General features: G+C 58.2%; 20 protein-coding genes. 15 read left to right on the top strand and 5 right to left on the bottom strand.

Annotation, left to right across the window (positions count from 1 at the left end; genetic code table 11):
• Nucleotides 1-243 precede the first annotated feature (243 nt).
• The 10 genes from HBO23_RS00915 to HBO23_RS00870 all read left to right on the top strand — a co-directional run bounded on the left by HBO23_RS00915 (nucleotide 244) and on the right by HBO23_RS00870 (nucleotide 15,132).
• A complete protein-coding gene (locus HBO23_RS00915; RefSeq protein WP_170036253.1) occupies nucleotides 244-2,388 on the top strand; it encodes a hypothetical protein in 2,145 nt (714 codons plus the stop codon).
• 142 nt (nucleotides 2,389-2,530) lie between these two features.
• Nucleotides 2,531-4,132 (top strand): ABC transporter substrate-binding protein, encoded by a 1,602-nt coding sequence (locus HBO23_RS00910; protein ID WP_170036251.1) that lies wholly within the window; start codon nucleotides 2,531-2,533, stop codon nucleotides 4,130-4,132.
• Nucleotides 4,133-4,390: 258 nt separating this feature from the next.
• On the top strand, nucleotides 4,391-6,019 hold the full coding sequence (locus HBO23_RS00905; RefSeq protein ID WP_017138281.1) for an ABC transporter substrate-binding protein: 1,629 nt from the start codon (nucleotides 4,391-4,393) through the stop codon (nucleotides 6,017-6,019).
• Between the two features lie 304 nt (nucleotides 6,020-6,323).
• Complete coding sequence (locus tag HBO23_RS00900) at nucleotides 6,324-7,928, top strand: ABC transporter substrate-binding protein (RefSeq protein ID WP_017138282.1); 1,605 nt, start codon at nucleotides 6,324-6,326, stop codon at nucleotides 7,926-7,928.
• A gap of 170 nt (nucleotides 7,929-8,098) precedes the next feature.
• Complete coding sequence (locus tag HBO23_RS00895) at nucleotides 8,099-9,493, top strand: OprD family porin (RefSeq protein WP_170036249.1); 1,395 nt, start codon at nucleotides 8,099-8,101, stop codon at nucleotides 9,491-9,493.
• 80 nt (nucleotides 9,494-9,573) lie between these two features.
• Entirely contained in the window at nucleotides 9,574-11,172 is a 1,599-nt protein-coding gene (locus HBO23_RS00890) for an ABC transporter substrate-binding protein (protein WP_138449133.1), read from the top strand.
• 77 nt (nucleotides 11,173-11,249) lie between these two features.
• Nucleotides 11,250-12,260, top strand: coding sequence for an ABC transporter permease subunit (locus tag HBO23_RS00885; RefSeq protein ID WP_026013789.1), 1,011 nt, complete (start codon nucleotides 11,250-11,252; stop codon nucleotides 12,258-12,260).
• A 10-nt stretch (nucleotides 12,261-12,270) separates the two neighbouring features.
• On the top strand, nucleotides 12,271-13,182 hold the full coding sequence (locus tag HBO23_RS00880) for an ABC transporter permease subunit (protein ID WP_017138286.1): 912 nt from the start codon (nucleotides 12,271-12,273) through the stop codon (nucleotides 13,180-13,182).
• Between the two features lie 10 nt (nucleotides 13,183-13,192).
• Nucleotides 13,193-14,161 carry an ABC transporter ATP-binding protein gene (locus tag HBO23_RS00875; RefSeq protein WP_017138287.1) on the top strand — a complete coding sequence of 323 codons (969 nt, stop codon included), beginning with the start codon at nucleotides 13,193-13,195 and terminating at the stop codon, nucleotides 14,159-14,161.
• On the top strand, nucleotides 14,161-15,132 hold the full coding sequence (locus HBO23_RS00870; RefSeq protein ID WP_017138288.1) for a peptide ABC transporter ATP-binding protein: 972 nt from the start codon (nucleotides 14,161-14,163) through the stop codon (nucleotides 15,130-15,132). Before HBO23_RS00875 ends, HBO23_RS00870 begins: the two co-directional genes overlap by 1 nt.
• 215 nt (nucleotides 15,133-15,347) lie before the next feature.
• Here the strand turns inward: HBO23_RS00870 and HBO23_RS00865 are convergent, their stop codons facing one another.
• Entirely contained in the window at nucleotides 15,348-15,611 is a 264-nt protein-coding gene (locus HBO23_RS00865; protein ID WP_170036248.1) for a hypothetical protein, read from the bottom strand.
• A 470-nt stretch (nucleotides 15,612-16,081) separates the two neighbouring features.
• Nucleotides 16,082-17,665, bottom strand: coding sequence for a peptide chain release factor 3 (locus tag HBO23_RS00860; RefSeq protein WP_017138290.1), 1,584 nt, complete (start codon nucleotides 17,663-17,665; stop codon nucleotides 16,082-16,084).
• 332 nt (nucleotides 17,666-17,997) lie between these two features.
• On the opposite strand from HBO23_RS00860, the gene HBO23_RS00855 reads away from it, so the two are divergent.
• The 5 genes from HBO23_RS00855 (at nucleotide 17,998) to HBO23_RS00835 (ending at nucleotide 23,108) form a co-directional block, all read left to right on the top strand.
• Complete coding sequence (locus HBO23_RS00855) at nucleotides 17,998-18,714, top strand: ABC transporter permease (protein ID WP_017138291.1); 717 nt, start codon at nucleotides 17,998-18,000, stop codon at nucleotides 18,712-18,714.
• A gap of 20 nt (nucleotides 18,715-18,734) precedes the next feature.
• Entirely contained in the window at nucleotides 18,735-19,631 is an 897-nt protein-coding gene (locus HBO23_RS00850; RefSeq protein ID WP_017138292.1) for a glycine betaine ABC transporter substrate-binding protein, read from the top strand.
• A gap of 11 nt (nucleotides 19,632-19,642) precedes the next feature.
• The gene (locus HBO23_RS00845) at nucleotides 19,643-20,296 is read left to right on the top strand and encodes an ABC transporter permease (RefSeq protein ID WP_017138293.1); all 654 of its coding nucleotides are present in this window, start codon (nucleotides 19,643-19,645) and stop codon (nucleotides 20,294-20,296) included.
• Nucleotides 20,293-21,450, top strand: coding sequence for an ABC transporter ATP-binding protein (locus HBO23_RS00840; protein ID WP_017138294.1), 1,158 nt, complete (start codon nucleotides 20,293-20,295; stop codon nucleotides 21,448-21,450). The genes HBO23_RS00845 and HBO23_RS00840 overlap by 4 nt, the downstream gene beginning before the upstream one ends.
• Nucleotides 21,451-21,944: 494 nt before the next feature.
• A complete protein-coding gene (locus HBO23_RS00835) occupies nucleotides 21,945-23,108 on the top strand; it encodes a type III PLP-dependent enzyme (protein WP_017138295.1) in 1,164 nt (387 codons plus the stop codon).
• A gap of 58 nt (nucleotides 23,109-23,166) precedes the next feature.
• On the opposite strand, the gene HBO23_RS00830 is transcribed toward HBO23_RS00835, so the two are convergent.
• The 3 genes from HBO23_RS00830 to HBO23_RS00820 form a co-directional block, all read right to left on the bottom strand.
• Entirely contained in the window at nucleotides 23,167-23,442 is a 276-nt protein-coding gene (locus HBO23_RS00830) for a type II toxin-antitoxin system RelE/ParE family toxin (protein ID WP_080593787.1), read from the bottom strand.
• Nucleotides 23,442-23,708 (bottom strand): ribbon-helix-helix domain-containing protein, encoded by a 267-nt coding sequence (locus tag HBO23_RS00825; RefSeq protein ID WP_017138296.1) that lies wholly within the window; start codon nucleotides 23,706-23,708, stop codon nucleotides 23,442-23,444. Before HBO23_RS00825 ends, HBO23_RS00830 begins: the two co-directional genes overlap by 1 nt.
• Before the next feature lie 65 nt (nucleotides 23,709-23,773).
• Nucleotides 23,774-24,559 carry a tetratricopeptide repeat protein gene (locus tag HBO23_RS00820; RefSeq protein ID WP_170036246.1) on the bottom strand — a complete coding sequence of 262 codons (786 nt, stop codon included), beginning with the start codon at nucleotides 24,557-24,559 and terminating at the stop codon, nucleotides 23,774-23,776.
• Between the last annotated feature and the right edge of the window lies 1 nt (nucleotide 24,560).

Raw genomic sequence — 24,560 nt, 5'->3', positions numbered from 1 at the left:
ACTACTCCCTTGGATTCAAACTATCCAGAACAAACACACATGGGCAATCGCGTCACTCGCGATCTAACCCCTCCGGATAGAAATTCAAGAGGTTTACCGAGGGGCCAGCCGTTTTATCGCGGTGGGTTTCATGGACACTCGCCCTTCGACGATCTTAAACCGGGTAATATCCCGGGAGTCATTTATGGATGGAGCGTCACTCCACCCGCGGCGAACGCCTCCCTGCAAGAACGGGAGGCACGTATGGGTGACTATGCGGATCGCGTAAGGTGGAAGTTAAAGCTTGTGGAACACGGTAGCGAAGGCGAAAGGAATATTAAATTCCAAGATGCCCGTCAATACATGGAACCCGCAGGTTACTTCAGTGGCGGTTTGCTGGCAGCCGGGTATGACCCGCATGAAACAATCACGGTGACGTTCACCGCTTACACCAAGGAGCTTAATGGTGCTTCTCACCTGACCAGCAAAGACGAGCGCACCTACTTTGCATGGGAGATTGCAGCCGGAGCCCTTAAGCACGATAGGCCCGCGGGAGGCGGCGTGATTAATGCCCAAAGCATGCAAATCAGGCCAGAAGACCGAAATAAAATTAACGACTTGGAGTCGATGGGCGCCAAGCTTCAGCATCATTGGAAAAACGAGATAATCAAGCCCATGGCGGATCATTCGGGCGCACTGGCGAAGCGCTCAGGGTTGGCCGATGCCTATGTAGTGCGGGGCACCTTGCACAGTCTGCGCAACGACAAGGAAAGTTATAAGGCGCTCGGGGCTGAGGCACAAGAAGCCATCGACCGAACACTAGACAAAAACGGCAACGTGGTTATTCCAAATATCTACGGCTATCCGCTCGCCGGGTATGCGTTTATCCCTTACAAAAACTACCATGGCGATTATGATCACCGGCCCAATAGAGGCCTGATGATTGACTTGAAGAACGGCAAGGTCAGTAAAATAGACGGAGATAATGAATTTGCCAGTTGGGCAAAAGAAAACCGCAATGAGTTGCTACGGAGTTTCAACTCCAAGGACAGGCAGGGCGGCCAAAATACCCATTGGCCCCCGGCGGGCGATGTACTCGAAAATTTGATTATCGGTAAAGGTGCCACCTACCCGGGGCGTGCCGGTAAAACCAGCGAAAAAGTTGTACCGGTGGAGGAGACCTTTAATTATACCCAGTCGCGAAATTCACACTATTATTTAAAGTTTGGAAGCCTTAACTCCGGTATTGCCCACGCCTATCAGGAGATGAACACCAAAAATGCAAAATCGGACGATCAGACGCAGGTGTTTGGTGCCTCGAAGCAATCGTGGAAGGCCGCGAAAGAGGCGTGGGGCAATACCTTCGGTTACGTCCCCGTTGTCGGCAATACGGGCAATATCGTGTTTGGCATTCATGACGCCGCCACGGGTATGACAGCCAGCGATCGCGTTGGCGGCACTGCTGCCGCGGTGATATCTGCCCTGCAACTCGCGCACGAAGTTGCACAAATTGGGACGGATGCAGGGTTGGGTGAAGCCCCCATCGGACCTACTACCGCGGGCAGCGAAGTTTACGGCTGGAAATACAATGAGCAGACCAAGAGTTTTAATTTTGAGCGAAACATAAAAGTGTCGAGCGAAAGCGATATACACCCCGCCACCCACGCCGCGCCAAACGAACCGAGTACGCCACCGGCCATTGAGACAGAAGGCGTGCCCCCGACAATCGAAGCGCAAAACAGTAAACGTTCGATTCTAAGGTCCATTGAAGACTTACCGACCGGCGAGGCTCTTTTTTCTACGCCTGAAAAAAACGTAATTCTGAGTGGAGAACTCAATGACCTAAACGCCCTTGACAAAAAACTCTACACATTTACCGATTTCAACAAAAAAGGCAGTGCAGAACGACTCAACATACTCGTCCATGGGAGCGTCGACCCTGCTACTGGTATCGCGAAAGTTTCATATGCCGGAAAACTCCATACGCCCGACGAGCTACTTCAGACACTTAAAGACGCAGGTATTCACCCGGAGACGTTTGACAATATACGGCTGCTGACATGTGACTCTGCAAGTGGTGGAGATGCCTCCTTCGCGGCTGAGTTTCAGAGGCTCATACAGCGCCCCGTCAAAGGCTATCGTGGCACGCTCACAGGCAACCTCGTGCCGGAAGAAATAAATGCCGCGATTGAAAAAGTAGAAAAAGAATATTTGAAAGCCCTAAAACAAACTCAGAACTCCCCGCTGACTGATGCCGATAGGGCATTGGCCAGAGACGAAGCTGAAAAATACGTCGCCAAAGAATTGGCGAAAACCATAAACTTCAAACCCGTAAAGAAAAATCCCTATTGGAATCCGTTTTCATGGTGGGCATTTACTTATAAGCCAATGACCTTCCCACAACCATAACAGCGAGAACCTGCCGAAGGGCATCATCTGACTGCATTAAGTGAACCAGAGTCTCTACCTGATAACCCTGAACGGCGGTAACCTCGGTGACCGTCGCTTCCGTTTGGGCAGCTTTTATATGCCCACCACTTCAGGGGTCTCCATGGAAAGAATCACCTTAAAACCGTTGCTCCTTGCCGCCGGCCTCCTGGCCTTGATGCCGACCGCTCAGGCGGCGACTACCCTGGTCTACTGCTCCGAAGCCAGCCCCGCCGGCTTCGACCCCAGCCAGTACACCAGCGGCACCGATTTCGATGCCTCAGCCGAAACCGTCTTTAACCGCCTGACCCAGTTCAAGCGCGGTGGCACCGAGGTAGAGCCTGGCCTTGCAACAAGCTGGGAGGTCTCCAAAGACGGCCTGACCTACACCTTCCACCTGCGCGATGGCGTCAAATTCCACACCACCGACTACTTCACCCCTACCCGTGACTTCAATGCGGATGATGTGCTGTTCACGTTCAATCGCTTGCTCGATGCCAACAGCCCGTTTCGCAAGGCTTACCCGTCAGAATCGCCTTACTTCACTGACATGGGTTTGAACACCACGATCAAAAACGTCGAGAAACTCGACAACCACACCGTGCAGTTCAACCTGAACAATGTCGATGCCTCGTTCGTACAGAACCTGGCCATGAGCTTCGCTTCGGTGCAATCAGCCGAATACGCCGCCCAACTGTTAGAAGAAGGCAAAGCCGAGCAGATCAATCAGAAGCCGGTGGGCACGGGCCCGTTTGTGTTCAAGCGCTACCAGAAAGATTCGCAGATTCGCTACGTGGCCAATAAGCAGTATTGGAAGCCCGAGGATGTGAAGCTCGACAATCTGGTATTCGCCATCACCCCGGACGCCGCCGCGCGCCTGCAGAAACTCAAGGCCGGTGAATGCCAGGTCAGCGGTTACCCGCGTCCGTCCGACATTGAAATAATGAAACAAGACCCCAACCTGCGCGTGCTGCAACAGGCCGGTTTCAACTTGGGTTTCCTGGCCTACAACGTGACGCATCCGCCGCTGGACCAGCTCAAAGTGCGCCAGGCGCTGGACATGGCCATCGACAAGCCCGCGATCATCAAGGCCGTTTACCAGAGCGCCGGACAATTGGCGCAGAACGCACTGCCACCGGCGCAGTGGTCTTATGACCCCACTATCAAGGACGCGCCCTACGATCCGACCAAGGCCCGGGCGCTACTAAAAGAAGCAGGGGTTGCACCAGGTACCACCATCAATTTGTGGGCCATGACGGTACAGCGTGCTTCAAACCCCAACGCACGCATGTCGGCACAAATGATCCAGCAGGATTGGGCGAAGGTCGGTATCAAGGCCAACATAATCAGCTACGAATGGGGCGAATACATCAAGCGCGCCAAAAATGGCGAGCATGACGCCATGATTTATGGCTGGACCGGCGACAACGGCGACCCGGATAACTGGCTCGGCGTGCTCTACAGTTGTGCCGCCGTCAAGGGCAGTAACTACGCCAAATGGTGTAACCCGGCCTACGACAAGCTGGTGCAACAGGCCAAGGTCAGCAACGACCGCGAGCAACGCATCAAGTGGTATCAACAGGCGCAAAAAATACTTAAGGAACAAGTACCTATAACACCTATTGCGAACTCGACGGTTTTCCAGCCACTGCGTAAGGAAGTGCAAAACTTCAAGATCAGCCCGTTTGGGCTTACGCCGTTCTATGGTGTCAGTCTAGATAAGTAACATCATCGCCCCAACCGAGTGCGCCAGACGCCTCGGCTGGGCCTTTTTGGTGCGCACAATGCACCGAAAAAACCCTCTATATATATGCATTTATGTACAAACTTTCATAAATGCGACATTCCTGTACGTTCGTACCACAGTTTGCCTCTCGCAACGGTTCAGCATCTTGCAATGGGTATGGCCCCTGCATAAGTATCCGCAGGCCGACTCACGAGGTCGCCCTCACCACCAAAAATGACAACAAATCATGAGGCCAACATGCTTAAACACGCAGTCCTTCCGCTTTTAGTGAGTGCTGGCCTTATGGCCGCAGCTCCATTCGCCCAAGCGGCGACTAACCTGGTGTTCTGCTCCGAAGGGAGCCCGGCCGGTTTCGACCCAGGCCAGTACACCACCGGAACAGACTTCGATGCCTCGGCCGAAACCATGTTCAACCGTCTGACCCAGTTCGAACGCGGCGGCACTGCTGTGATTCCTGGGCTGGCCACCAGCTGGGACGTTTCCCCGGATGGCCTGACGTACACCTTCCACCTGCGTGATGGCGTGAAGTTCCACACCACCTCGTACTTCAAGCCGACCCGTACCTTCAATGCTGATGACGTGCTGTTCACGTTCAACCGCATGATCAATAAGGACGACCCGTTTCGCAAAGCCTACCCCACCGAGTTCCCGTACTTCACGGACATGGGGATGGACACCAACATCAAGAACATCGAGAAAGTCGATGACCACACCGTCAAGTTCACCCTTGGCACTGTGGACGCCGCTTTCATCCAGAACCTGGCAATGAGCTTCGCGTCGATCCAGTCGGCTGAATACGCCGCCCAACTGTTGAAAGAAGGCAAGGCACAGGACATCAACCAGAAGCCAATCGGCACTGGCCCGTTCGTGTTCAAGAGCTACCAGAAAGACTCCAACATCCGTTACACCGGCAACAAGGATTACTGGAAGCCTGAAGACGTGAAGATCGACAACCTGATCTTCGCCATCACCACTGACCCGTCGGTGCGTATCCAGAAGCTGAAGAAAAACGAATGCCAGGTGACCCTGTTCCCGCGTCCAGCCGACCTCAAGGCGCTGGGTGAAGACAAGGACCTGAAACTGCCGCACCAGGCCGGTTTCAACCTGGGCTACATCGCTTACAACGTTATGCCGGTGCTCAAGGGCCAGACCGCCGCCAACCCACTGTCTGACCTGCGTGTACGTGAAGCGCTGGACATGTCGGTGAACAAGCAGCAGATCATCGACTCCGTGTACCAGGGCGCAGGCCAACTGGCCGTCAACGCCATGCCGCCGACCCAGTGGTCCTACGACACCACCATCAAGGATGCCCCGCATGATGTGACCAAAGCCAAGGCTTTGCTCAAGGAAGCGGGCGTCAAGGAAGGCACCGAAATCACCCTGTGGGCCATGCCGGTTCAACGTCCGTACAACCCGAACGCCAAGCTGATGGCCGAGATGCTGCAGAACGACTGGAAACAGATCGGCCTGAAGGTCAACATTGTCAGCTACGAGTGGGGCGAGTACATCAAGCGTTCCAAAGGCGGCGAGAACCAGGCCATGATCATTGGCTGGAGCGGTGACAATGGTGACCCGGACAACTGGCTGAACGTGCTGTTCGGCTGCGACTCGCTGTCCGGTAACAACTTCTCCAAATGGTGCGACAAGAAATTCGACGGCATCGTCAAAGAAGCCAAAGCCACATCGGATGTCGCCAAACGCACCGAGCTGTACAAGCAGGCGCAACATATCCTCAAAGATGCAGTCCCGATGACACCTATCGCGCACTCGACGGTGTATCAACCCATGCGCAACACCGTGCAGGACTTCAAGATCAGCCCGTTTGGCTTGAACTCCTTCTACGGCGTTAGCGTAAGCGGCAAGTAAGGCTCAGTAGCGGCGACGTTTCATAACGTCGCCGTTATTGCATCCGCCCAGACCGCAGGAAACAGACCACATCCGCAACATTGCCGTCCTACAGCAATGAACTGCGACATGTGCATCCGTTGCCTACAAGGTCAATCCGTTTTGGCGCATTTACTGCAAGCTCCGCGACCCATACCGTCGTAGGACAGCAGAGGCTCCAACCTAGGAAAGGCACTTGCTGTATGTGGGATCAGTGATGTCTCCCAGGCCTGACGCCTGGGTGATTGTTCGCTGGTGACAACAACAAACAAGGATCGGGATCGTCATGCGCCATACCACTGTTCTATCCGCAATTTTTGGCACCAGCCTGCTGGCTGTGGCCACGATGGGCCAAGCCGCCGAAAAGAAGAGCCTGGTGTTCTGCTCTGAAGGCAGCCCGGCCGGGTTCGACACCGCGCAGTACACCACCGCCACCGACAACGACGCGGCGGAGCCCTTGTACAACCGCCTGGTTGAATTCGAAAAAGGCGCGACTGACGTGGTGCCTGGGCTGGCAACCAAGTGGGATATTTCCGAAGACGGCCTGACTTACACCTTTCACCTGCGTGAAGGGGTGAAGTTCCACAGCAACAAGGAATTCAAGCCGACGCGCGACTTCAACGCCGACGACGTGCTGTTCACCTTCAACCGCATGCTCGACCCTGAATACCCGTTTCGCAAGGCCTACCCCACCGAGTTTCCATACTTCAACGGGATGAGCCTGAACAAGAACATCGCCAAGGTCGAGAAGACCGGCCCTTACACCGTGGTGATGACCCTGAACACGGTTGATGCCGCGTTTGTGCAAAACATCGCCATGAGCTTTGCCTCGATCCTGTCGGCCGAGTACGCCGAACAGTTGCTTAAACAAGGTAAACCCAGCGACATCAACCAGAAGCCGATCGGCACAGGCCCGTTCGTATTCCAGCGCTACCAGAAAGACTCGCAGATCCGTTATGTGGGCAACAAGCAGTACTGGGACCCGAGCCGCGTCAAGCTGGACCAACTGATTTTCGCCATCAACACCGACGCCTCGGTGCGGGTGCAGAAGCTCAAGGCTGGCGAGTGCCAGGTGACCCTGCACCCGCGCCCCGCTGACGTCGACGCGCTCAAGGCCGACCCGAACCTGCAACTGCTGACCAAGCCGGGGTTCAACCTCGGCTACATCGCCTACAACGTGCGCCACAAACCTTTCGACCAGCTCGAAGTGCGCCAGGCGCTGGACATGGCGGTGAACAAGCAAAGCATCCTCAATGCCGTGTACCAGGGCGCGGGCCAACTGGCGGTCAACGCCATGCCGCCGACCCAGTGGTCCTACGACGACAGCATCAAGGACGCCGCCTACAACCCGGAAAAAGCCAAGCAACTGCTCAAGGCCGCCGGCGTTAAAGAAGGCACCGAGATCACCCTGTGGGCCATGCCGGTGCAGCGCCCGTACAACCCCAACGCCAAGCTGATGGCCGAAATGCTGCAAAGCGATTGGGCCAAGATCGGCCTCAAGGTCAAGATCGTCAGCTACGAATGGGGCGAGTACATCAAGCGCACCAAAAACGGCGAGCACGATATCAGCCTGATCGGCTGGACCGGCGACAACGGTGACCCGGACAACTGGCTGGGCACCCTCTACAGCTGCGACGCCATCGGCGGGAACAACTACTCCATGTGGTGTGACCCGGCGTACGACAAGCTGATCAAGCAAGCCAAGGTCGTGACCGACCGCGAACAAAGGACTGTTCTGTACAAACAGGCGCAGCAATTGCTTAAACAGCAAGTGCCAATCACGCCAGTCGCCCACTCGACGGTCAACCAGCCGTTAAGCGCCAAAGTCGAAGGTTTCAAAGTCAGCCCCTTCGGCCGCAACGTGTTCTCGGGCGTCAGTTTCAACCCATAAGAAAATAACCGGATGGTGCGGAGCCAAATCGGCTCCGTAGCAAACGTGCAGCCTTTTGTTGGGATTTATCCTACGGCAAACGTTTGCAATAGCTTGAACGAGTTACACACCCAATAGCCGGTTCACCTAAAAAGACCGGCATTAAAAAGAGAACCAAAGGAGCTCCACCCATGAAACTGAGCAGCAAAGCGCTTCTGGCCCTGGCCATCAGCAGCATCACGGCAACCGCCTTCGCTGAAACCCAGAGCCAGGACTTCGTTCCAACCACATTGGCCGGCACCAGCGCCCAAAGCGAGGCCAAAGGCTTTGTCGATGGATTTAGCCTGGGCGGTACCACCCGTAACTGGTTCGCCAACGAACAACGCTTCCGCGGCAGCAAATTCAGCTACCAGAAGCACGGCGAAACCCGCACTGACGCGTACCGTACCAACTGGGTACAAGGCACCATCCTCAACGCCACCTCGGGCTTCACCCAAGGCACCGTCGGCGTGAGCACCGAAGTGGCGGTCTACAACGCTCTGGTTCTGGACCGTAGCAAGCGCGACATCAAGGGTGGTTCCAACCGTACCCTGGCCGACTCCAACGGTGATGCAGTCGACCAGTGGAGCAAACTGGGCCTGGCCAACGTGAAGTTCCGTGTGTCGAACACCACCTTGACCGCCGGTCGCCAGAACTTCAGCAGCGGCATCGTCGACACCATCGGCAACCGTGCGCTGCCATCGAGCTTCGAAGGTTTCGCCCTGAACAGCGAAGAATTCAGCAACCTGTCGTTCCAGGGCGCTTACTTCGACCGCGTGTCGCCACGTACCGAACAGAGCCTGTCGAAATTCCGCAGTGAATACGGCAATGGCCAGGAAGCGGATCACGTCTACACCGCCGGTGTGAACTATCAGCCGTTCAAGAGCCTGAAAACCAGCTTCTTTGGCGCTCAAGTCAAAGACTTCTGGAACCAGTACTACTTCGGCGCCACCCACGAACTGGGTGATGCTCAGACCCTGGCCCTGACCACCGGCCTGAACTACTACAAGACCGTCGACGAAGGCAAAAAGTTGATGGGCAAGATCGACAACGACACCTACTCGCTGTCGCTGGGCCTGACTCACCAGGCTCACAGCCTGACCTTCTCGTACCAGGAAGTTAACGGTAACGAGTACTTCGACTACCTGCACGAAACCAACGGCATCTACCTGGCCAACTCCCTGACGTCCGACTTTAACGGCCCGAACGAGAAATCGTTCCAGGTCGCTTACGGCCTCAACATGGCCGAATACGGCGTGCCGGGCCTGAAGTTCAACATCTACTCGGCTCGCGGCTGGGGCATCGACGGCACTCACTACACCGGCGATGGCGGCGTGAAAGGCTTCGCTTACAACGGCATCCAGAACCAGGATGGCGAGAAACACCAGGAATACGGTATCGGTACTTCCTACGCCCTGCAGAGCGGCCCACTCAAGGCCACCACCATCCGTGGTACCTACGTGACTCACCGCGCCAGCGCCAACCAGGCTGACGGCAACCTCCGTGAGTTCCGTCTGGTCACCACCATCCCGTTCAACATTCTTTAATTAGCGCCAGGTAGACGGCGGGCTCATCACGAGCCCGCCGTCTACGCTTGTCTGGTTCAATCGATTGCAGAGGGCTCTGAATGAAAATGCTCCCGCTACAAGCTGCCATTGCCGCTGCGCTGTTGAGCGTTGCGATCGGCGTTTCAGCCAAACCGCTGGTGGTCTGCACCGAAGCCAGCCCGGAAGGTTTTGACCCGGTTCTGTACACCACCGCAGTAACCGCCGACGCCGCCGCTGAAACCATGTTCAACCGCCTGGTGGACTTCAAGCCCGGCACCACCGAAGTTGTACCGGCACTGGCCAAGGCCCTGCCCGAGATCAGCGCTGATGGCCTGACCTACACCTTCCACCTGCGTGACGATGTAAAGTTCCACACCACCGACTACTTCAAACCCACGCGCAACATGAACGCCGACGACGTGCTTTGGAGCTTTCAGCGCCAGCTGGACCCGAATCACCCTTGGCACAACAAGTCCCTCGTGGGCTACCCGTACTTTGAAAGCATGGGCTTCAAGGAACTGCTCAAGAGCGTAGAGAAGACCGACGATCACACCGTCGTCTTTACCCTGACCCGTCCTGAAGCACCTTTCCTTGCCGACCTGGGCATGGCGTTCTCTTCAATCCACTCGAAGGAATACGCTGACCAGTTGCTCAAATCCGGCAAGACCGAAGACCTCAACGCCAAGCCAATCGGCACTGGCCCGTTCGTCTTCATCCGTTACCAGAAAGACGCCCAGGCGCGGTTCAAGGCCAACCCCGACTACTTCCGCGGCAAACCGGCAGTCGACCCGCTGATCCTGGCGATCAGCGTCGACAACAACGTGCGCCTGCAGAAGCTCAAGGCCAACGAATGTCAGATCGCGTTGTTCCCCAAGCCGGATGACATTCCAAGCATCAAGAAAGACCCGAACCTGAAAGTCGATGAACTGGCGGCGATGACCACCAGCTACACCGCACTGAACACCACCCACAAGTACATGAGCGATGCACGGGTGCGTCACGCGATCAACATCGCATTCGACAAGGCCGGCTATACCGAAGCCCTGTTCGGCAAAGGCAATGCCGTGGTGGGCACCGGCCCTTACCCGCCAACCTTGCTGGGTTTCAGTGACAAGCTTAAAAACCCACCCCGTGACCTCGACAAGGCCCGCGCCCTGCTCAAGGAAGCCGGCGTGCCGGAAGGCACCGAGTTCACCCTGTTCACCCGTAACGGTGGCGGCCCGACCAACCCCAACCCGATGCTCGGCGCCCAGCGCATGCAGGCGGATCTGGCGCAGATCGGCCTGAAAGTAAACATCAAAGTCATGGAATGGGGCGAGATGCTCAAGCGTGCCAAAAACGGCGAGCACGATATGGTTTCGGCCGGCTGGGTCGGTGATAACGGCGACCCGGATAACTTCCTCACGCCAAACCTGAGTTGCGATGCAGCGAAAAACGGCGAAAACTACGCCCGCTGGTGTAACAAAGAGTTTCAAGACTTGATCGACAAAGCGCGCGCGATCGCTGAACCCGGCCAGCGCGCTGCGCTCTATGAACAAGCACAGGACGTTTTCGAAAAAGATCAACCATGGCTGCCCATGGCTTACCCGAAATTGTTCACCGCCATGCGCAAGAACGTAGAAGGCTTTACCCAAAGCCCTCTGGGTACAAATAACTTCGCCACCACCCAGGTGAAGTAAATAAGAGAAGACGCTCGGCACCGTCGACATTGACGGTGCCGAACCTGCCTAACCGGCTGATTGAGGTACACAACAAGATGTTTAGTTTTATTGCCCGCCGATTGGGGTTATTGATCCCCACGTTTTTCGGCATCACGTTGCTGACGTTTGCGTTGATTCGCATGATTCCCGGCGACCCCGTAGAAGTCATGATGGGCGAACGCCGTGTCGACCCCGAGATGCACGCACAGGCAATGGAACGCCTTGGCCTGAACAAGCCACTCTATGCGCAATACTTTGACTATGTAGGCAAGCTCGCCCACGGCGACCTCGGCGAATCCCTGCGCACGCGCACCAGCGTGTGGACCGAATTCACCGCCCTCTTCCCTGCGACCCTGGAACTGTCCATGGCCGCCCTGTTGTTCGCCGGTATCCTGGGCCTGTTGGCCGGGGTGATCGCGGCCCTTAAACGAGGATCCCTGTTCGACCATGGGGTGATGGGCATCTCCCTCGCGGGATATTCGATGCCGATCTTCTGGTGGGGCCTGATCCTGATCATGTTCTTCTCGGTGAGCCTGGGCTGGACCCCGGTTTCCGGGCGTATCGACCTGCTCTACGACATCGAGCCGCGCACTGGCTTCATGCTGATCGACACCTTGCTGGCTGACGAGCCGGACGCGTTCTGGGATGCCCTGCACCACCTGATCCTGCCGGCCATCGTGCTCGGCACCATCCCGCTGGCGGTGATTGCGCGCATGACCCGTTCGTCGATGCTCGAAGTACTGCGCGAAGACTACATCCGCACCGCCAAGGCCAAAGGCCTGTCGCCGGCGCGCGTGGTATTCGTGCACGGCCTGCGTAACGCGCTGATCCCGGTACTGACCGTGGTCGGCCTGCAAGTCGGCACCCTGCTGGCCGGTGCGGTCCTGACCGAAACCATCTTCTCGTGGCCCGGCATCGGCAAATGGCTGATCGAAGCCATTGGCGCGCGGGACTACCCGGTGGTGCAAAACGGCATCTTGCTGATCGCCTGCCTGGTGATCATGGTGAACTTCGTGGTGGATATCCTCTACGGCTTCGCCAACCCACGCATCCGTCACCAGCGCTGAGATCATGACCATGAGCACACCTACTCAAGCGGTAGCAGTCGATCAAAGCCTGCTGTACCCGTCCCCGTACAAAGAATTCTGGCAAGCCTTTTCCAAAAACAAAGGCGCGGTTGCCGGCCTGCTGTTTATGTTGCTGATCGTGTTCTGCGCGATTTTCGCCCCGTGGGTTGCGCCACATAACCCCAGCGAGCAATACCGCGACTTCCTGCTCACCCCACCGGCCTGGCTGGAAGGTGGGCAAATACAGTTCCTGTTGGGTACTGACGAGCTGGGCCGTGACCTGCTCTCGCGGCTGATCCAGGGTTCGCGCCTGTCGTTGCTGATCGGCTTGTCGTCGGTGGTGATGTCGCTGATCCCGGGCATCCTGCTGGGCCTGTTCGCCGGTTTCTTCCCACGCGTGCTTGGCCCGACCATCATGCGCTTGATGGACATCATGCTGGCCCTGCCATCGCTGCTGCTGGCTGTTGCCATCGTCGCAATCCTCGGCCCTGGCCTGATCAACACCGTCATCGCCATCGCTATCGTGTCGCTGCCGTCTTATGTCCGTCTGACCCGCGCTGCGGTAATGGGCGAACTGAACCGCGACTACGTGACTGCCGCCCGCCTCGCCGGCGCCGGCCTGCCACGCCTGATGTTCATCACCGTGCTGCCCAACTGCATGGCGCCGCTGATCGTACAGGCCACCTTGAGCTTCTCCTCGGCGATCCTCGATGCTGCCGCCCTGGGCTTCCTGGGCCTGGGCGTACAACCGCCAACCCCTGAGTGGGGCACCATGCTGGCTTCGGCCCGTGACTACATCGAACGCGCCTGGTGGGTGGTGAGCTTGCCTGGTTTGACCATTTTGCTCAGCGTGCTGGCAATCAACTTGATGGGTGACGGCCTGCGCGATGCGCTGGACCCGAAACTCAAGAACGCCGCCTGAGGAGATTCCCATGTCACTGTTAGAAATCAAGAATCTCAACGTGCGCTTCGGCGACAAGACCGCCGTGCCGGTGGTCGATGGCCTCGACATTTCCGTCGACAAAGGCGAAGTACTGGCGATCGTTGGCGAGTCGGGCTCGGGTAAATCCGTGACCATGATGGCGCTGATGGGCCTGATCGAGCACCCCGGTATCGTTACTGCCGACGCGCTGAACTTTGACGGCAAGGACATGCTCAAGCTGAGCAACCGCCAGCGTCGCCAGATCGTCGGCAAAGACCTGGCGATGGTGTTCCAGGACCCGATGACCGCGCTGAACCCCAGCTACACCGTGGGTTTCCAGATCGAAGAAGTGCTGCGCCTGCACCTGAAAATGTCCGGCAAGCAAGCCCGCAAACGCGCTATCGAACTGCTCGAAAAGGTAGAAATCCCAGGCGCCGCCAGCCGTATGGATGCTTACCCGCACCAACTGTCCGGCGGTATGAGCCAGCGCGTGGCAATCGCCATGGCGATTGCCGGCGAGCCGAAGCTGCTGATCGCCGATGAGCCGACCACGGCATTGGACGTGACCATCCAGGCGCAGATCATGGAACTGCTGCTGGCCCTGCAAAAAGAGCAGAACATGGGCCTGGTGCTGATCACTCACGACCTCGCGGTCGTGGCTGAAACCGCCCAGCGCGTGTGCGTGATGTACGCCGGCCAGGCCGTGGAAGTCGGCCAGGTGCCGCAACTGTTCGACATTCCGGCGCACCCGTACAGCGAAGCACTGCTCAAGGCCATTCCCGAGCACAGCCTGGGCGCCACGCGCCTGGCCACGCTGCCGGGTATCGTGCCTGGTCGTTATGACCGCCCGCAGGGTTGCCTGCTGTCGCCACGTTGCCCGTACGTGCAGGAATCCTGCCGTGCCCAGCGCCCCGGCCTTGACCCGAAAAGCAACAGCCTCGCGCGCTGCTTCTACCCCTTGAACCAGGAGGTGGCGTAATGGCCGTCGTTCTTACCGCCCGCGACCTCACCCGTCACTACGAAGTGTCCCGTGGCCTGTTCAAGGGCCATGCACTGGTGCGCGCGCTTAATGGTGTGTCGTTTGAACTGGAAGCCGGCAAGACCCTCGCCGTGGTAGGCGAGTCGGGTTGCGGCAAATCCACCCTGGCCCGTGCGCTCACGCTGATTGAAGAGCCGTCGTCCGGCTCCTTGAAAATCGCCGGCCAGGAAGTCGCCGGCGCCGACAAGGCCCAGCGCAAGCAATTGCGCAAAGACGTGCAGATGGTGTTCCAGAGCCCGTACGCCTCGTTGAACCCGCGCCAGAAGGTCGGTGACCAGCTCGGCGAACCGCTGCTGATCAATACCAACCTGTCCGCCGCCGAACGCCGCGAGAAAGTGCAGGCCATGATGAAGCAAGTGGGCCTGCGCCCTGAGCATTATCAGCGCTACCCGCACATGTTCTCCGGTGGCCAGCGCCAGCGCATCGCCCTGGCTCGCGCCATGATGTTGCAGCCTAAAGTGCTGGTGGCGGATGAGCCGACCTCGGCGCTGGACGTGTCGATCCAGGCCCAGGTACTCAACCTGTTCATGGACCTGCAGCAGGAATTCAACACCGCCTACGTGTTCATCTCCCACAACCTGGCGGTGGTGCAACACGTCGCCGACGACGTGATGGTGATGTACCTCGGCCGCCCCGTGGAAGTCGGCCCCAAGGAAGACATCTACGCGCGCCCGCTGCACCCCTACACCCAGGCGCTGCTGTCGGCCACCCCGACCATCCACCCGGACCCGAACAAGCCGAAGATCAAGATCGTCGGCGAACTGCCCAACCCGCTAAACCCGCCGCCTGGCTGCGCTTTCCACAAACGTTGCCCGTATGCCACGGCGCGGTGCAGCAGTGAGGAGCCGCAGTTGCGAGCGTTGGATAACCGTCAGGTGGCTTGCCACTATGCGGAGCAGTTTGTGGCTTAAGCCTTGTAGGGCGAGACAGTGGATCGTTCCCACGCTCTGCGTGGGAACGCCGCCCAGGACGCTCTGCGTCCCGTCGCTCGATTAAGGCGTGACGCAGAGCGTCACAGGATGCATTCCCACGCGGAGCGTGGGAACGATCGACTTAGAGGAGTTCTACCGCCCCACCCGTCGGATTGCGCATCAGTCCGGCAGGCGGGGCTTTTTTTCATCTCGACTCAGGTATCGCTGTCACCTTCAGAGTTGTCATCGTCATCTGGCGGCGCTTGCTGGTCATCATCATCCTTTGAGCCGCCCTGGTCTTCATCACCGGCCTCAGACTCGCTCTTGGCCAACTGCAAACCACCCACCTGCGCCGTCTTCGCCGCCACATAGCCTGGGACCTGGCTCTGCACAGCCGTACTGGCCCACGCCGAAGAAGCGCCCAGCGATAACATCACCAACACTTTCAGCAACAGCACCAAACGTTGAAAGATAGTCATGGTCGATTTCCGTCCAGTCAGTGAAACACGTGCGCCAGCGTTCGACCGGCGCTGTGAATGAAGCTAGTTCCGTTCTCGGGTTTATGCCAATCAGGCCTCACGTATCCTGTCCTCACCGTCATTGTAGGGGTTTTCTTGATATTCCTTGGGCGCGGGCTGAGCCTGGGGCTGCCAGCAGCATCAGCTGGACGGCACGTTGAGTTATACGCAAGGTCGCCTCCGGATCCGTCGGTGAGTGGGTGAAGTATTTGAAAACGCTAGACCGGATGCGGGGTTCGCGCCAATGGCCCGGACAGATGAAGATCAAAATGTGGGAGCTGGCTTGCCTGCGATAGCGGTGGGCCAGCCACTGATAGGGTTACTGACAGACCGCCATCGCAGGCAAGCCAGCTCCCACAATGGACCAGCGTCGCGCACACAAAAAAGGGCGAAGCCATGACAGCTTCGCCCTTTGGTGTACCGCACAGACCTTAGTGATGCTCACGCGTCGCCCGGAATTTCACATCCGGCCAGCGCTCTTCCATCAGCGCCAGGTTGACCCGCGTCGGTGCCAGGTAGGTCAGGTGACCACCGCCGTCGATCGCCAGGTTTTCTACGGCCTTGTTGGAGAACTCTTCCAGCTTCTTCTTATCGCTGCAATCGATCCAGCGCGCGGAGTACACGGTGATTGGCTCGTAGGAGCATTCGACCTTGTATTCCTCCTTCAAGCGGCTGGCGACCACATCGAACTGCAGCACACCGACGGCGCCGAGGATGATGTCGTTGCTGCGCTCAGGGAAGAACACCTGGGTGGCGCCCTCTTCCGCCAGCTGCTGCAAACCTTGGCGCAGTTGCTTGGATTTGAGCGGGTCACGCAGGCGTACGCGGCGGAACAGTTCCGGGGCGAAGTGCGGGATGCCGGTGAAGCCCAGGGCTTCGCCTTCGGTGAAGGTGTCGCCGATCTGGATGGTGCCGTGGTTGTGCAGGCCGATAATGTCGCCGGCAAACGCCTCTTCCAGCTGTTCACGCTCGGAGGAGAAGAATGTCAGGGCGTCGCCGATGCGCACGTCCTTGCCGGTGCGCACGTGGCGCATCTTCATGCCTTTTTCGTATTTGCCGGAGCAGATGCGCATGAAGGCGATACGGTCGCGGTGTTTGGGGTCCATGTTCGCCTGGATCTTGAACACGAAGCCGGTGAATTTCTCTTCGACCGGTTCCACGGTGCGCTCGTTGGCAACCCGGGCCAGGGGTTTCGGCGCCCAATCCACCACGGCGTCGAGCACGTGGTCGACACCGAAGTTGCCCAGTGCAGTACCGAAGAACACCGGCGTCAGCTGGCCGTCGAGGAATTCCTGCTGGTTGAACTCGTGGCAGGCGCCCTGCACCAATTCCAGCTGATCGACAAAACGGTCGTACTCGTCACCCAGGTGGGCGCGGGCTTCGTCCGAGTCGAGCTTCTCGATGATCTTGGTTTCGGTGCGTTCGTGACCGTGGCCAGCGGTGTAGACAATGATGTAGTCGTCGGCCAGGTGGTACACACCCTTGAAGTCGCGGTAGCAGCCGATCGGCCAGGTGATCGGCGCGGCCTTTATCTTCAGGACGGCTTCGATTTCATCCAGCAACTCGATCGGGTCGCGGATATCGCGGTCGAGTTTGTTGATGAAGCTGACAATGGGCGTATCACGCAGACGGCAGACGTCCATCAGCGCGATGGTCCGTGGCTCAACGCCCTTACCGCCATCGAGAACCATCAAGGCCGAGTCCACCGCGGTGAGGGTGCGGTAGGTGTCTTCGGAGAAGTCTTCGTGGCCGGGGGTGTCGAGCAGGTTGACCATGTGGTCGCGATACGGGAACTGCATGACCGACGTGGTAATGGAGATACCCCGTTGTTTTTCCATTTCCATCCAGTCGGATGTCGCATGGCGGTCGGATTTGCGGGATTTCACCGTGCCGGCCACAGCGATTGCCTTGCCCATCAGCAACAGCTTCTCGGTGATGGTGGTTTTACCGGCATCGGGGTGGGAAATAATGGCGAAAGTGCGGCGTTTCGCGACTTCGGCGGCCTGGTGGGTCATGGGAAATCGCCTGGCAGGTGAGTCAAAAAAGGGCGGCGAGTATAGCGCAAACCCCAGGCGCCGGACCACCGTTCACCCGATTGGGGGTGGCTAAATGCTGCCAAGTATGGAACCTTTTAAAAGGTAGAGACGTCCACTCCCCTGCTACCGCACTCGGAACAGGGGCTGAAAAATCAGCAAGTTAGCCTGACGAGGCTGCGCTCATGGCTCGATCGCATACCGCGTTGCCGGTATCGGCGAGCTGCTTTTCGCGAACACATTCGAAGGCAGCCAGCAATGGCATTGCCGCCGGAGAATGTGTTCGCCGACAAAAGAAAAAAAGGAGTCCGCCTGTGGCTATTCGCTATGGCAAAGGGCTGATAGGAGGTGCGGTTGTCGTCGCACTCCTGGCCCTGCTGGTCCACTGGATCGGCATCAACACGATCGAACTGTACCGCGACGATTTGTTGTTTTACCTGCAAGCACACCTGATCCTCGTTCTAGTCTCCATGCTGGCCGCCCTCGTTGTGGGCATCCCCGCCGGCATCCTGCTCAGCCGACCGAACATGGTCGGGCGCGCAGAACGCTTCATGCAGATCTTCAACATCGGCAACACCGTCCCTCCCCTGGCCGTACTGGCCATCGCCCTCGGCGTCCTCGGCATCGGCAGCGGCCCGGCCATCTTCGCGTTGTTCCTCGCCTCGTTGCTGCCCATTGTGCGCAACACCTACGAAGGCCTCAAAAACGTTCAAGGCTCACTCAAAGAAGCCGCCACCGGCATCGGCATGACGCCGCGCCAGGTGCTGTTTCGCGTGGAGCTGCCTAACGCCGTGCCGATCATCATCGGCGGCGTGCGCGTGGCCCTGGCGATCAACGTCGGCACCGCCCCGCTGGCGTTCCTGATTGGCGCCAACAGCCTGGGCAGCCTGATTTTCCCCGGCATCGCCCTGAACAATCAGCCGCAACTGCTGCTCGGCGCCGCGTGCACCGCGCTGCTGGCATTGCTGCTCGACGGTCTGGTGACCATGGCCAGCCGCCTCTGGCTGGAACGCGGAGTGCGTGCGTCTTAAGGCTTGGCAAAGGAAATCACATGAAAAAACTGACTTTGATATTGAGCTGCGTCCTGCTGTTTGCAGGCATTGCGCAAGCCGCCGAAAAACCGGTGATTCGCATCGGCGCCCGGGTGTTCACCGAACAGACCCTGCTCGCCGAAATCACTTCCCAGTACCTGCGCACTAAGGGCTACGACACCCGTGTGACCGGCGGCCTGGGCAGTAACCTGGCACGCAGTGCCCAGGAAAGCGGGCAGCTTGATTTAATTTGGGAGTACACCGGCGTGTCGCTGGTGGCTTACAACCATATCGACGAGAAGCTCGACAGCGAACAGTCTTACGCTCGGGTGAAAGAACTCGACGCGAAAAAAGGCCTGGTCTGGCTGTCGCCGTCGAAATTCAGCAACACCTACGCCCTGGCATTGCCGGAGAACGTGGCTAAGGAGTTCCCGCAGGTCAATAGCATCAGCGACCTGACCCAAGCCCTGGCGGAAAAAACCAAGGAAAACCGCCTGGTAGCCCTGGACACCGAGTTCGCCAACCGTTCCGACGGCATGGCCGGCATGGTCAAGCTGTATGACATGAACCTCACGCGTAAAAACACTCGGCAGATGGACGCCGGCCTGGTCTATACCGCGCTGCGTAATGGCCAGGTGTTTGCCGGGTTGGTCTACACCACCGACGGTCGCCTGAATGCCTTCAAATTGAAGCTGCTGGAAGACGACAAGCACTACTTCCCGGACTACACCGCAGCGCCCGTGGTGCGTCAGGTTTATCTCGACGCCCACCCACAATTGGCCGCCGACCTGAAGCCGCTGGCTGCGCTGTTTGACGACGCCACCATGCGCCAGTTGAACGCACGGGTCGACGTCGACCATGAAAGCCCATCCGCCGTGGCCGCAGATTTTCTGCGCCAACATCCCATCAGCCAATAAGAGGAGAAGACATGGAATTCCTGAACGCCTTTTCCCATCTTGATTGGGCACTTGTCCTGCAACTGACCTGGCAGCACATCACCCTGGTCGGCATTGCGGTCATTCTCGCGATTGTCGTGGGCGTGCCGCTGGGCGTGCTGATGACCCGCTTCCCGACCCTGGCCGGCCCGCTGCAAGCCAGCGCCACGGTGCTGCTGACCGTGCCGTCCATCGCGCTGTTCGGCCTGCTGCTGCCGTTCTACTCCAAGTTCGGCCAGGGCCTGGGGCCGATGCCGGCGATTACCGCGGTGTTCCTCTACTCACTGCTGCCGATCATGCGTAACACCTACCTGGCGCTGACCGGCGTCGAGCCTGGCATTCGCGAAGCCGCCAAAGGCATCGGCATGACCTTCGGCCAGCGCCTGCGCATGGTCGAACTGCCGATTGCCGTGCCGGTGATCCTCGCCGGTGTGCGCACCGCCGTGGTGATGAACATTGGTGTAATGACCATCGCCGCCACCATCGGCGCCGGTGGCCTGGGTGTACTTATTCTGGCTTCCATCAGCCGCAGCGACATGTCGATGCTGATCGTGGGCGCCGTGCTGGTCAGTCTCCTGGCCATCTTCGCCGACCTGCTTCTGCAATGGCTGCAACGCTCGCTGACTCCAAAAGGACTGCTCAAATGATCGAACTTCAAAACCTGACCAAGACTTTTCAAAGCAACGGCAAGACTGTCTCCGCCGTGAACGACGTAAGCCTGACCGTCAACGAAGGCGAAATTTGCGTATTCCTCGGCCCGTCGGGCTGCGGCAAGAGCACCACGCTGAAAATGATCAACCGCTTGATCAAGCCGACCTCGGGCAAGATTCTGATCAACGGTGAAGACACCACCGACCTCGACGAAGTGACCCTGCGTCGCAACATCGGCTATGTGATCCAGCAGATCGGCCTGTTCCCGAACATGACCATCGAGGAAAACATCGTGGTCGTGCCCAAGCTGCTCGGCTGGGACAAACAGAAATGCCATGACCGCGCCCGCGAGTTGATGAGCATGATCAAGCTCGAACCCAAGCAGTACCTGCATCGCTACCCGCGTGAACTGTCGGGTGGCCAGCAACAGCGCATTGGCGTGATCCGCGCGCTGGCCGCCGATGCCCCGCTGCTGCTGATGGACGAACCGTTCGGTGCGGTCGACCCGATCAACCGCGAGATGATCCAGAACGAGTTTTTCGAGATGCAACGGGCGCTGAACAAGACCGTGATCATGGTCAGCCACGACATCGATGAAGCCATCAAGCTGGGCGACAAGATTGCGATCTTCCGCGCCGGCAAGCTGCTGCAGATCGACCATCCGGACACCTTGCTAGCGCACCCGGCTGACGAGTTCGTGAGTAACTTTGTCGGTCAGGACAGCACCCTCAAGCGCCTGCTCTTGGTGAAAGCCGAAGATGCAGCCGACAACGCCCCGTCGGTGAGCCCGGAAACTCCGGTGGCGGATGCGCTGGAGCTGATGGATGAAACTGACCGCCGTTATGTGGTGGTCACCTGCGCCGAGAACAAGGCACTGGGGTATGTACGACGTCGCGACCTGCACCGTCAGACCGGTACCTGCGGGCAGTACCTGCGCGAGTTCAACGCCACGGCGGCGTACGACGAGCATTTGCGCATCCTGTTGTCGCGTATGTATGAGTTCAACCGTTCGTGGTTGCCGGTGATGGACGCCGAGCGGGTGTTCCTCGGTGAAGTGACGCAAGAGTCGATTGCCGAGTACCTGAGTTCCGGTAAGTCGCGTGGGGGCAAGACCAGTATCGTGTCGCCTGCCGAGACAGCACTGGCCTGATTAACTTCTGTGGCGAGGGAGCTTGCTCCCGTTGGGCTGCGCAGCAGCCCCAGAACAGACGACTCAATAGTTTCAGGTAAACGGGGTTGACTGATTTTGGGGCCGCTTCGCGCCCCAGCGGGAGCAAGCTCCCTCGCCACAAAGCGCTCCAAATTCCCCTCAAATAACACTCCCGGGGGAACATCAATCCGTCACACCTGTCGGTTACATAAGTAGCTGCACCGGGTCCCGCGACGAACGCGTGCAAAAACGCGACATTTTTAGTTGATCTATGGCCCCTCACGTCCTAAAGTTCGCGCCGAACGTCCATGCTGGAAACGATCCATCCGGCTCAAGTACTGACGACGAGACAGCAAGGCCAAGGGACGCGGTTATCCCATGGCCTTTTTGCTTTCGGCGACATGCCTTGGGAAGTAGGCGAACCAAAGTGGGGATACGGAGGACGTTCAGTTGCACCCATTGATTACTACAGTTTGCCCTTAGGAGTTCCCAGCATGTCGATCAACGTCGAAGATTATTTCGCGCGCGCCACTTTTGACAAAATGAAGGCGTTCGCCGACAAGCAAGAAACCCCGTTCGTGGTGATCGACACCGCGATGATCAGCCAGGCCTACGATGACCTGCGCGCCGGTTTCGAATTCGCCAAAGTCTATTACGCGGTCAAGGCCAACCCGGCCGTCGAGATCATCGACCTGTTGAAAGACAAGGGTTCGAGCTTCGACATCGCCTCGATCTACGAGCTGGATAAAGTGATGGACCGTGGCGTCAGCCCGGACCGTATCAGCTACGGCAACACCATCAAGAAATCCAAGGACATCCGCTACTTCTTTGATAAAGGCGTGCGCCTGTTCTCCACCGACTCCGAAGCCGACCTGCGCAACATCGCCAAGGCCGCGCCGGGTTCCAAAGTGTATGTGCGTATCCTCACCGAAGGCTCGACCACGGCTGACTGGCCTTTGTCGCGCAAATTCGGCTGCCAGACCGACATGGCCATGGACCTGCTGATCCTCGCCCGCGACCTGGGCCTGGTGCCTTACGGCATTTCCTTCCACGTCGGCTCGCAACAGCGCGACATCAGCGTATGGGATGCCGCCATCGCCAAGGTCAAAGTGATCTTCGAACGCCTGAAGGAAGAAGACGGCATCCACCTCAAGCTGATCAACATGGGCGGCGGCTTCCCGGCCAACTACATCACCCGTACCAACAGCCTGGAAACCTATGCCGAAGAAATCATCCGCTTCCTCAAGGAAGATTTCGGCGACGACCTGCCGGAAATCATCCTGGAACCGGGCCGTTCGTTGATCGCCAACGCCGGTATCCTGGTCAGCGAAGTGGTACTGGTTGCACGTAAATCGCGCACCGCCGTCGAGCGCTGGGTGTACACGGATGTGGGCAAATTCTCCGGCCTGATCGAAACCATGGACGAAGCCATCAAGTTCCCGATCTGGACCGAGAAGAAAGGCGAGATGGAAGAAGTGGTCATCGCCGGCCCGACCTGCGACAGCGCCGACATCATGTACGAAAACTACAAGTACGGCCTGCCGCTGAACCTGGCGATTGGTGATCGTTTGTACTGGTTGTCGACCGGTGCCTACACCACCAGCTACAGCGCGGTTGAATTCAACGGCTTTCCGCCGCTGAAGTCTTACTACGTGTAAGATCCGCGCACACAAAAAACCCATGACATGTCATGGGTTTTTTTATGGGGGCTACGTTTCAACGATCTTCGCGCACGTGCCATAAACGCAAAATATAGAGTGTTGATTCTTGAATTTCGTAGCGCATTTCGTAATGACCAACCAACAGTCGTCTTACGTCCCGCGGTTCAAATTCTTCAACGCGTTCACCGATGCGCGGGTTACTTAACAAGCTCAAAGGTGCTTGGGAAAGTGACTGCACCGTACGCGCCGCCGCCATGCGATTTACGACGGCCAGGAAGTCGAAAAGTCGAGCCAGATCCGATAAGGCCTTACTGGTCCACTTCAACTCCATCAGCGAGGTACCGGCAGCGGCGAATCAGTGCTTAAACTATCCGCCCAGGCTTGAACCGCTTGCTGATCAATCACCCGACCGGCATCGACATCGGCCATGGCCTCTCGTGTCAGCCGGCTGCGTGCTTCCTCCATATCGACCCAATCGGCGAGCGCTTGCTTAACGATCCAGCCCCGCGAACGATCCATCCGTGCCGCCATCTGATCGACTTTTTGCGCCAAGGCGGTGGGGACGTGAGCGGTCAGTACTTTAGTGTCGGCGCCCATAAATCCTCTCTTCGCAGCATTGCGAAACATATGATTAAATCTGAATCAGCTTCAATCATAGTGATTTAGAGCGGTGCGGCAACTGCTAACCCATGCCGCTTATCGTTTAATTGAGCCACTCGCTGCTCGAAATCTTTAGCCAAAGACCTGATTTCCGGCTGCGCTGCATTTAACAGCGCCTTGTGCGCGGTGCGCAAAAACTTGAGGTTCCCTCCAGCCAGTGCCTGGCGCAGCCAACCCAGCGCCTCCTCGATCTGGCCCCTATCAGCCAGCACCGCCGCATAACTGAACTGCCCGCGAAAATCCCCGCCTTCGGCTGAACGGCGATACCACGCTACGGCCGCATCCAGATCCTGAGGGCAATACTGGCCGTCTTCCAGATAACGCCCCAGCAGGTTCATCGACTTGGCATGGCCCTGCTCTGCGGCCAGCCGGTAAAACGCCAACGCTTGCGCTCGGTCTTGCGCAACACCGCGGCCGGTCGCCAGCAAGTTGGCGTAGTTGTACTGCCCCCAATCCAATCCAGCTTCTGCCGCCAGACGATAATTGCGCGCAGCCGCTGCTTCATCGACGGCGCAACCCCAACCATGCTCCAGGCAACGCCCGGTCATATTGCGCGCCATCCAATGCCCGCCATGGGCCGCGATCTGGAACCAGCGCAGTGCCAGCGCTTCATCGCGTGCAATGCCGCGCCCTTCCAGCAGGATTTGCCCGAGCAACGCTTGAGCGTCGACCACGCCTTCCTTGGCCGCCATCAAAATCGCCTGGGCGGCGCGCACCGGGGAGTCGTCGAGCATGCTTTGCAGTTGCTCGACATTGAGCACTTCTTCACGGCGCAATAAAAAGCCCATG

The sequence above is a fragment of the Pseudomonas sp. WS 5532 genome (assembly GCF_012985445.1).
Taxonomy (GTDB): Bacteria; Pseudomonadota; Gammaproteobacteria; order Pseudomonadales; family Pseudomonadaceae; genus Aquipseudomonas; species Aquipseudomonas edaphica.
The sequence above is the reverse complement of the archived record's forward strand: the minus strand, read 5'-3'. Positions and strand labels throughout refer to the sequence as shown.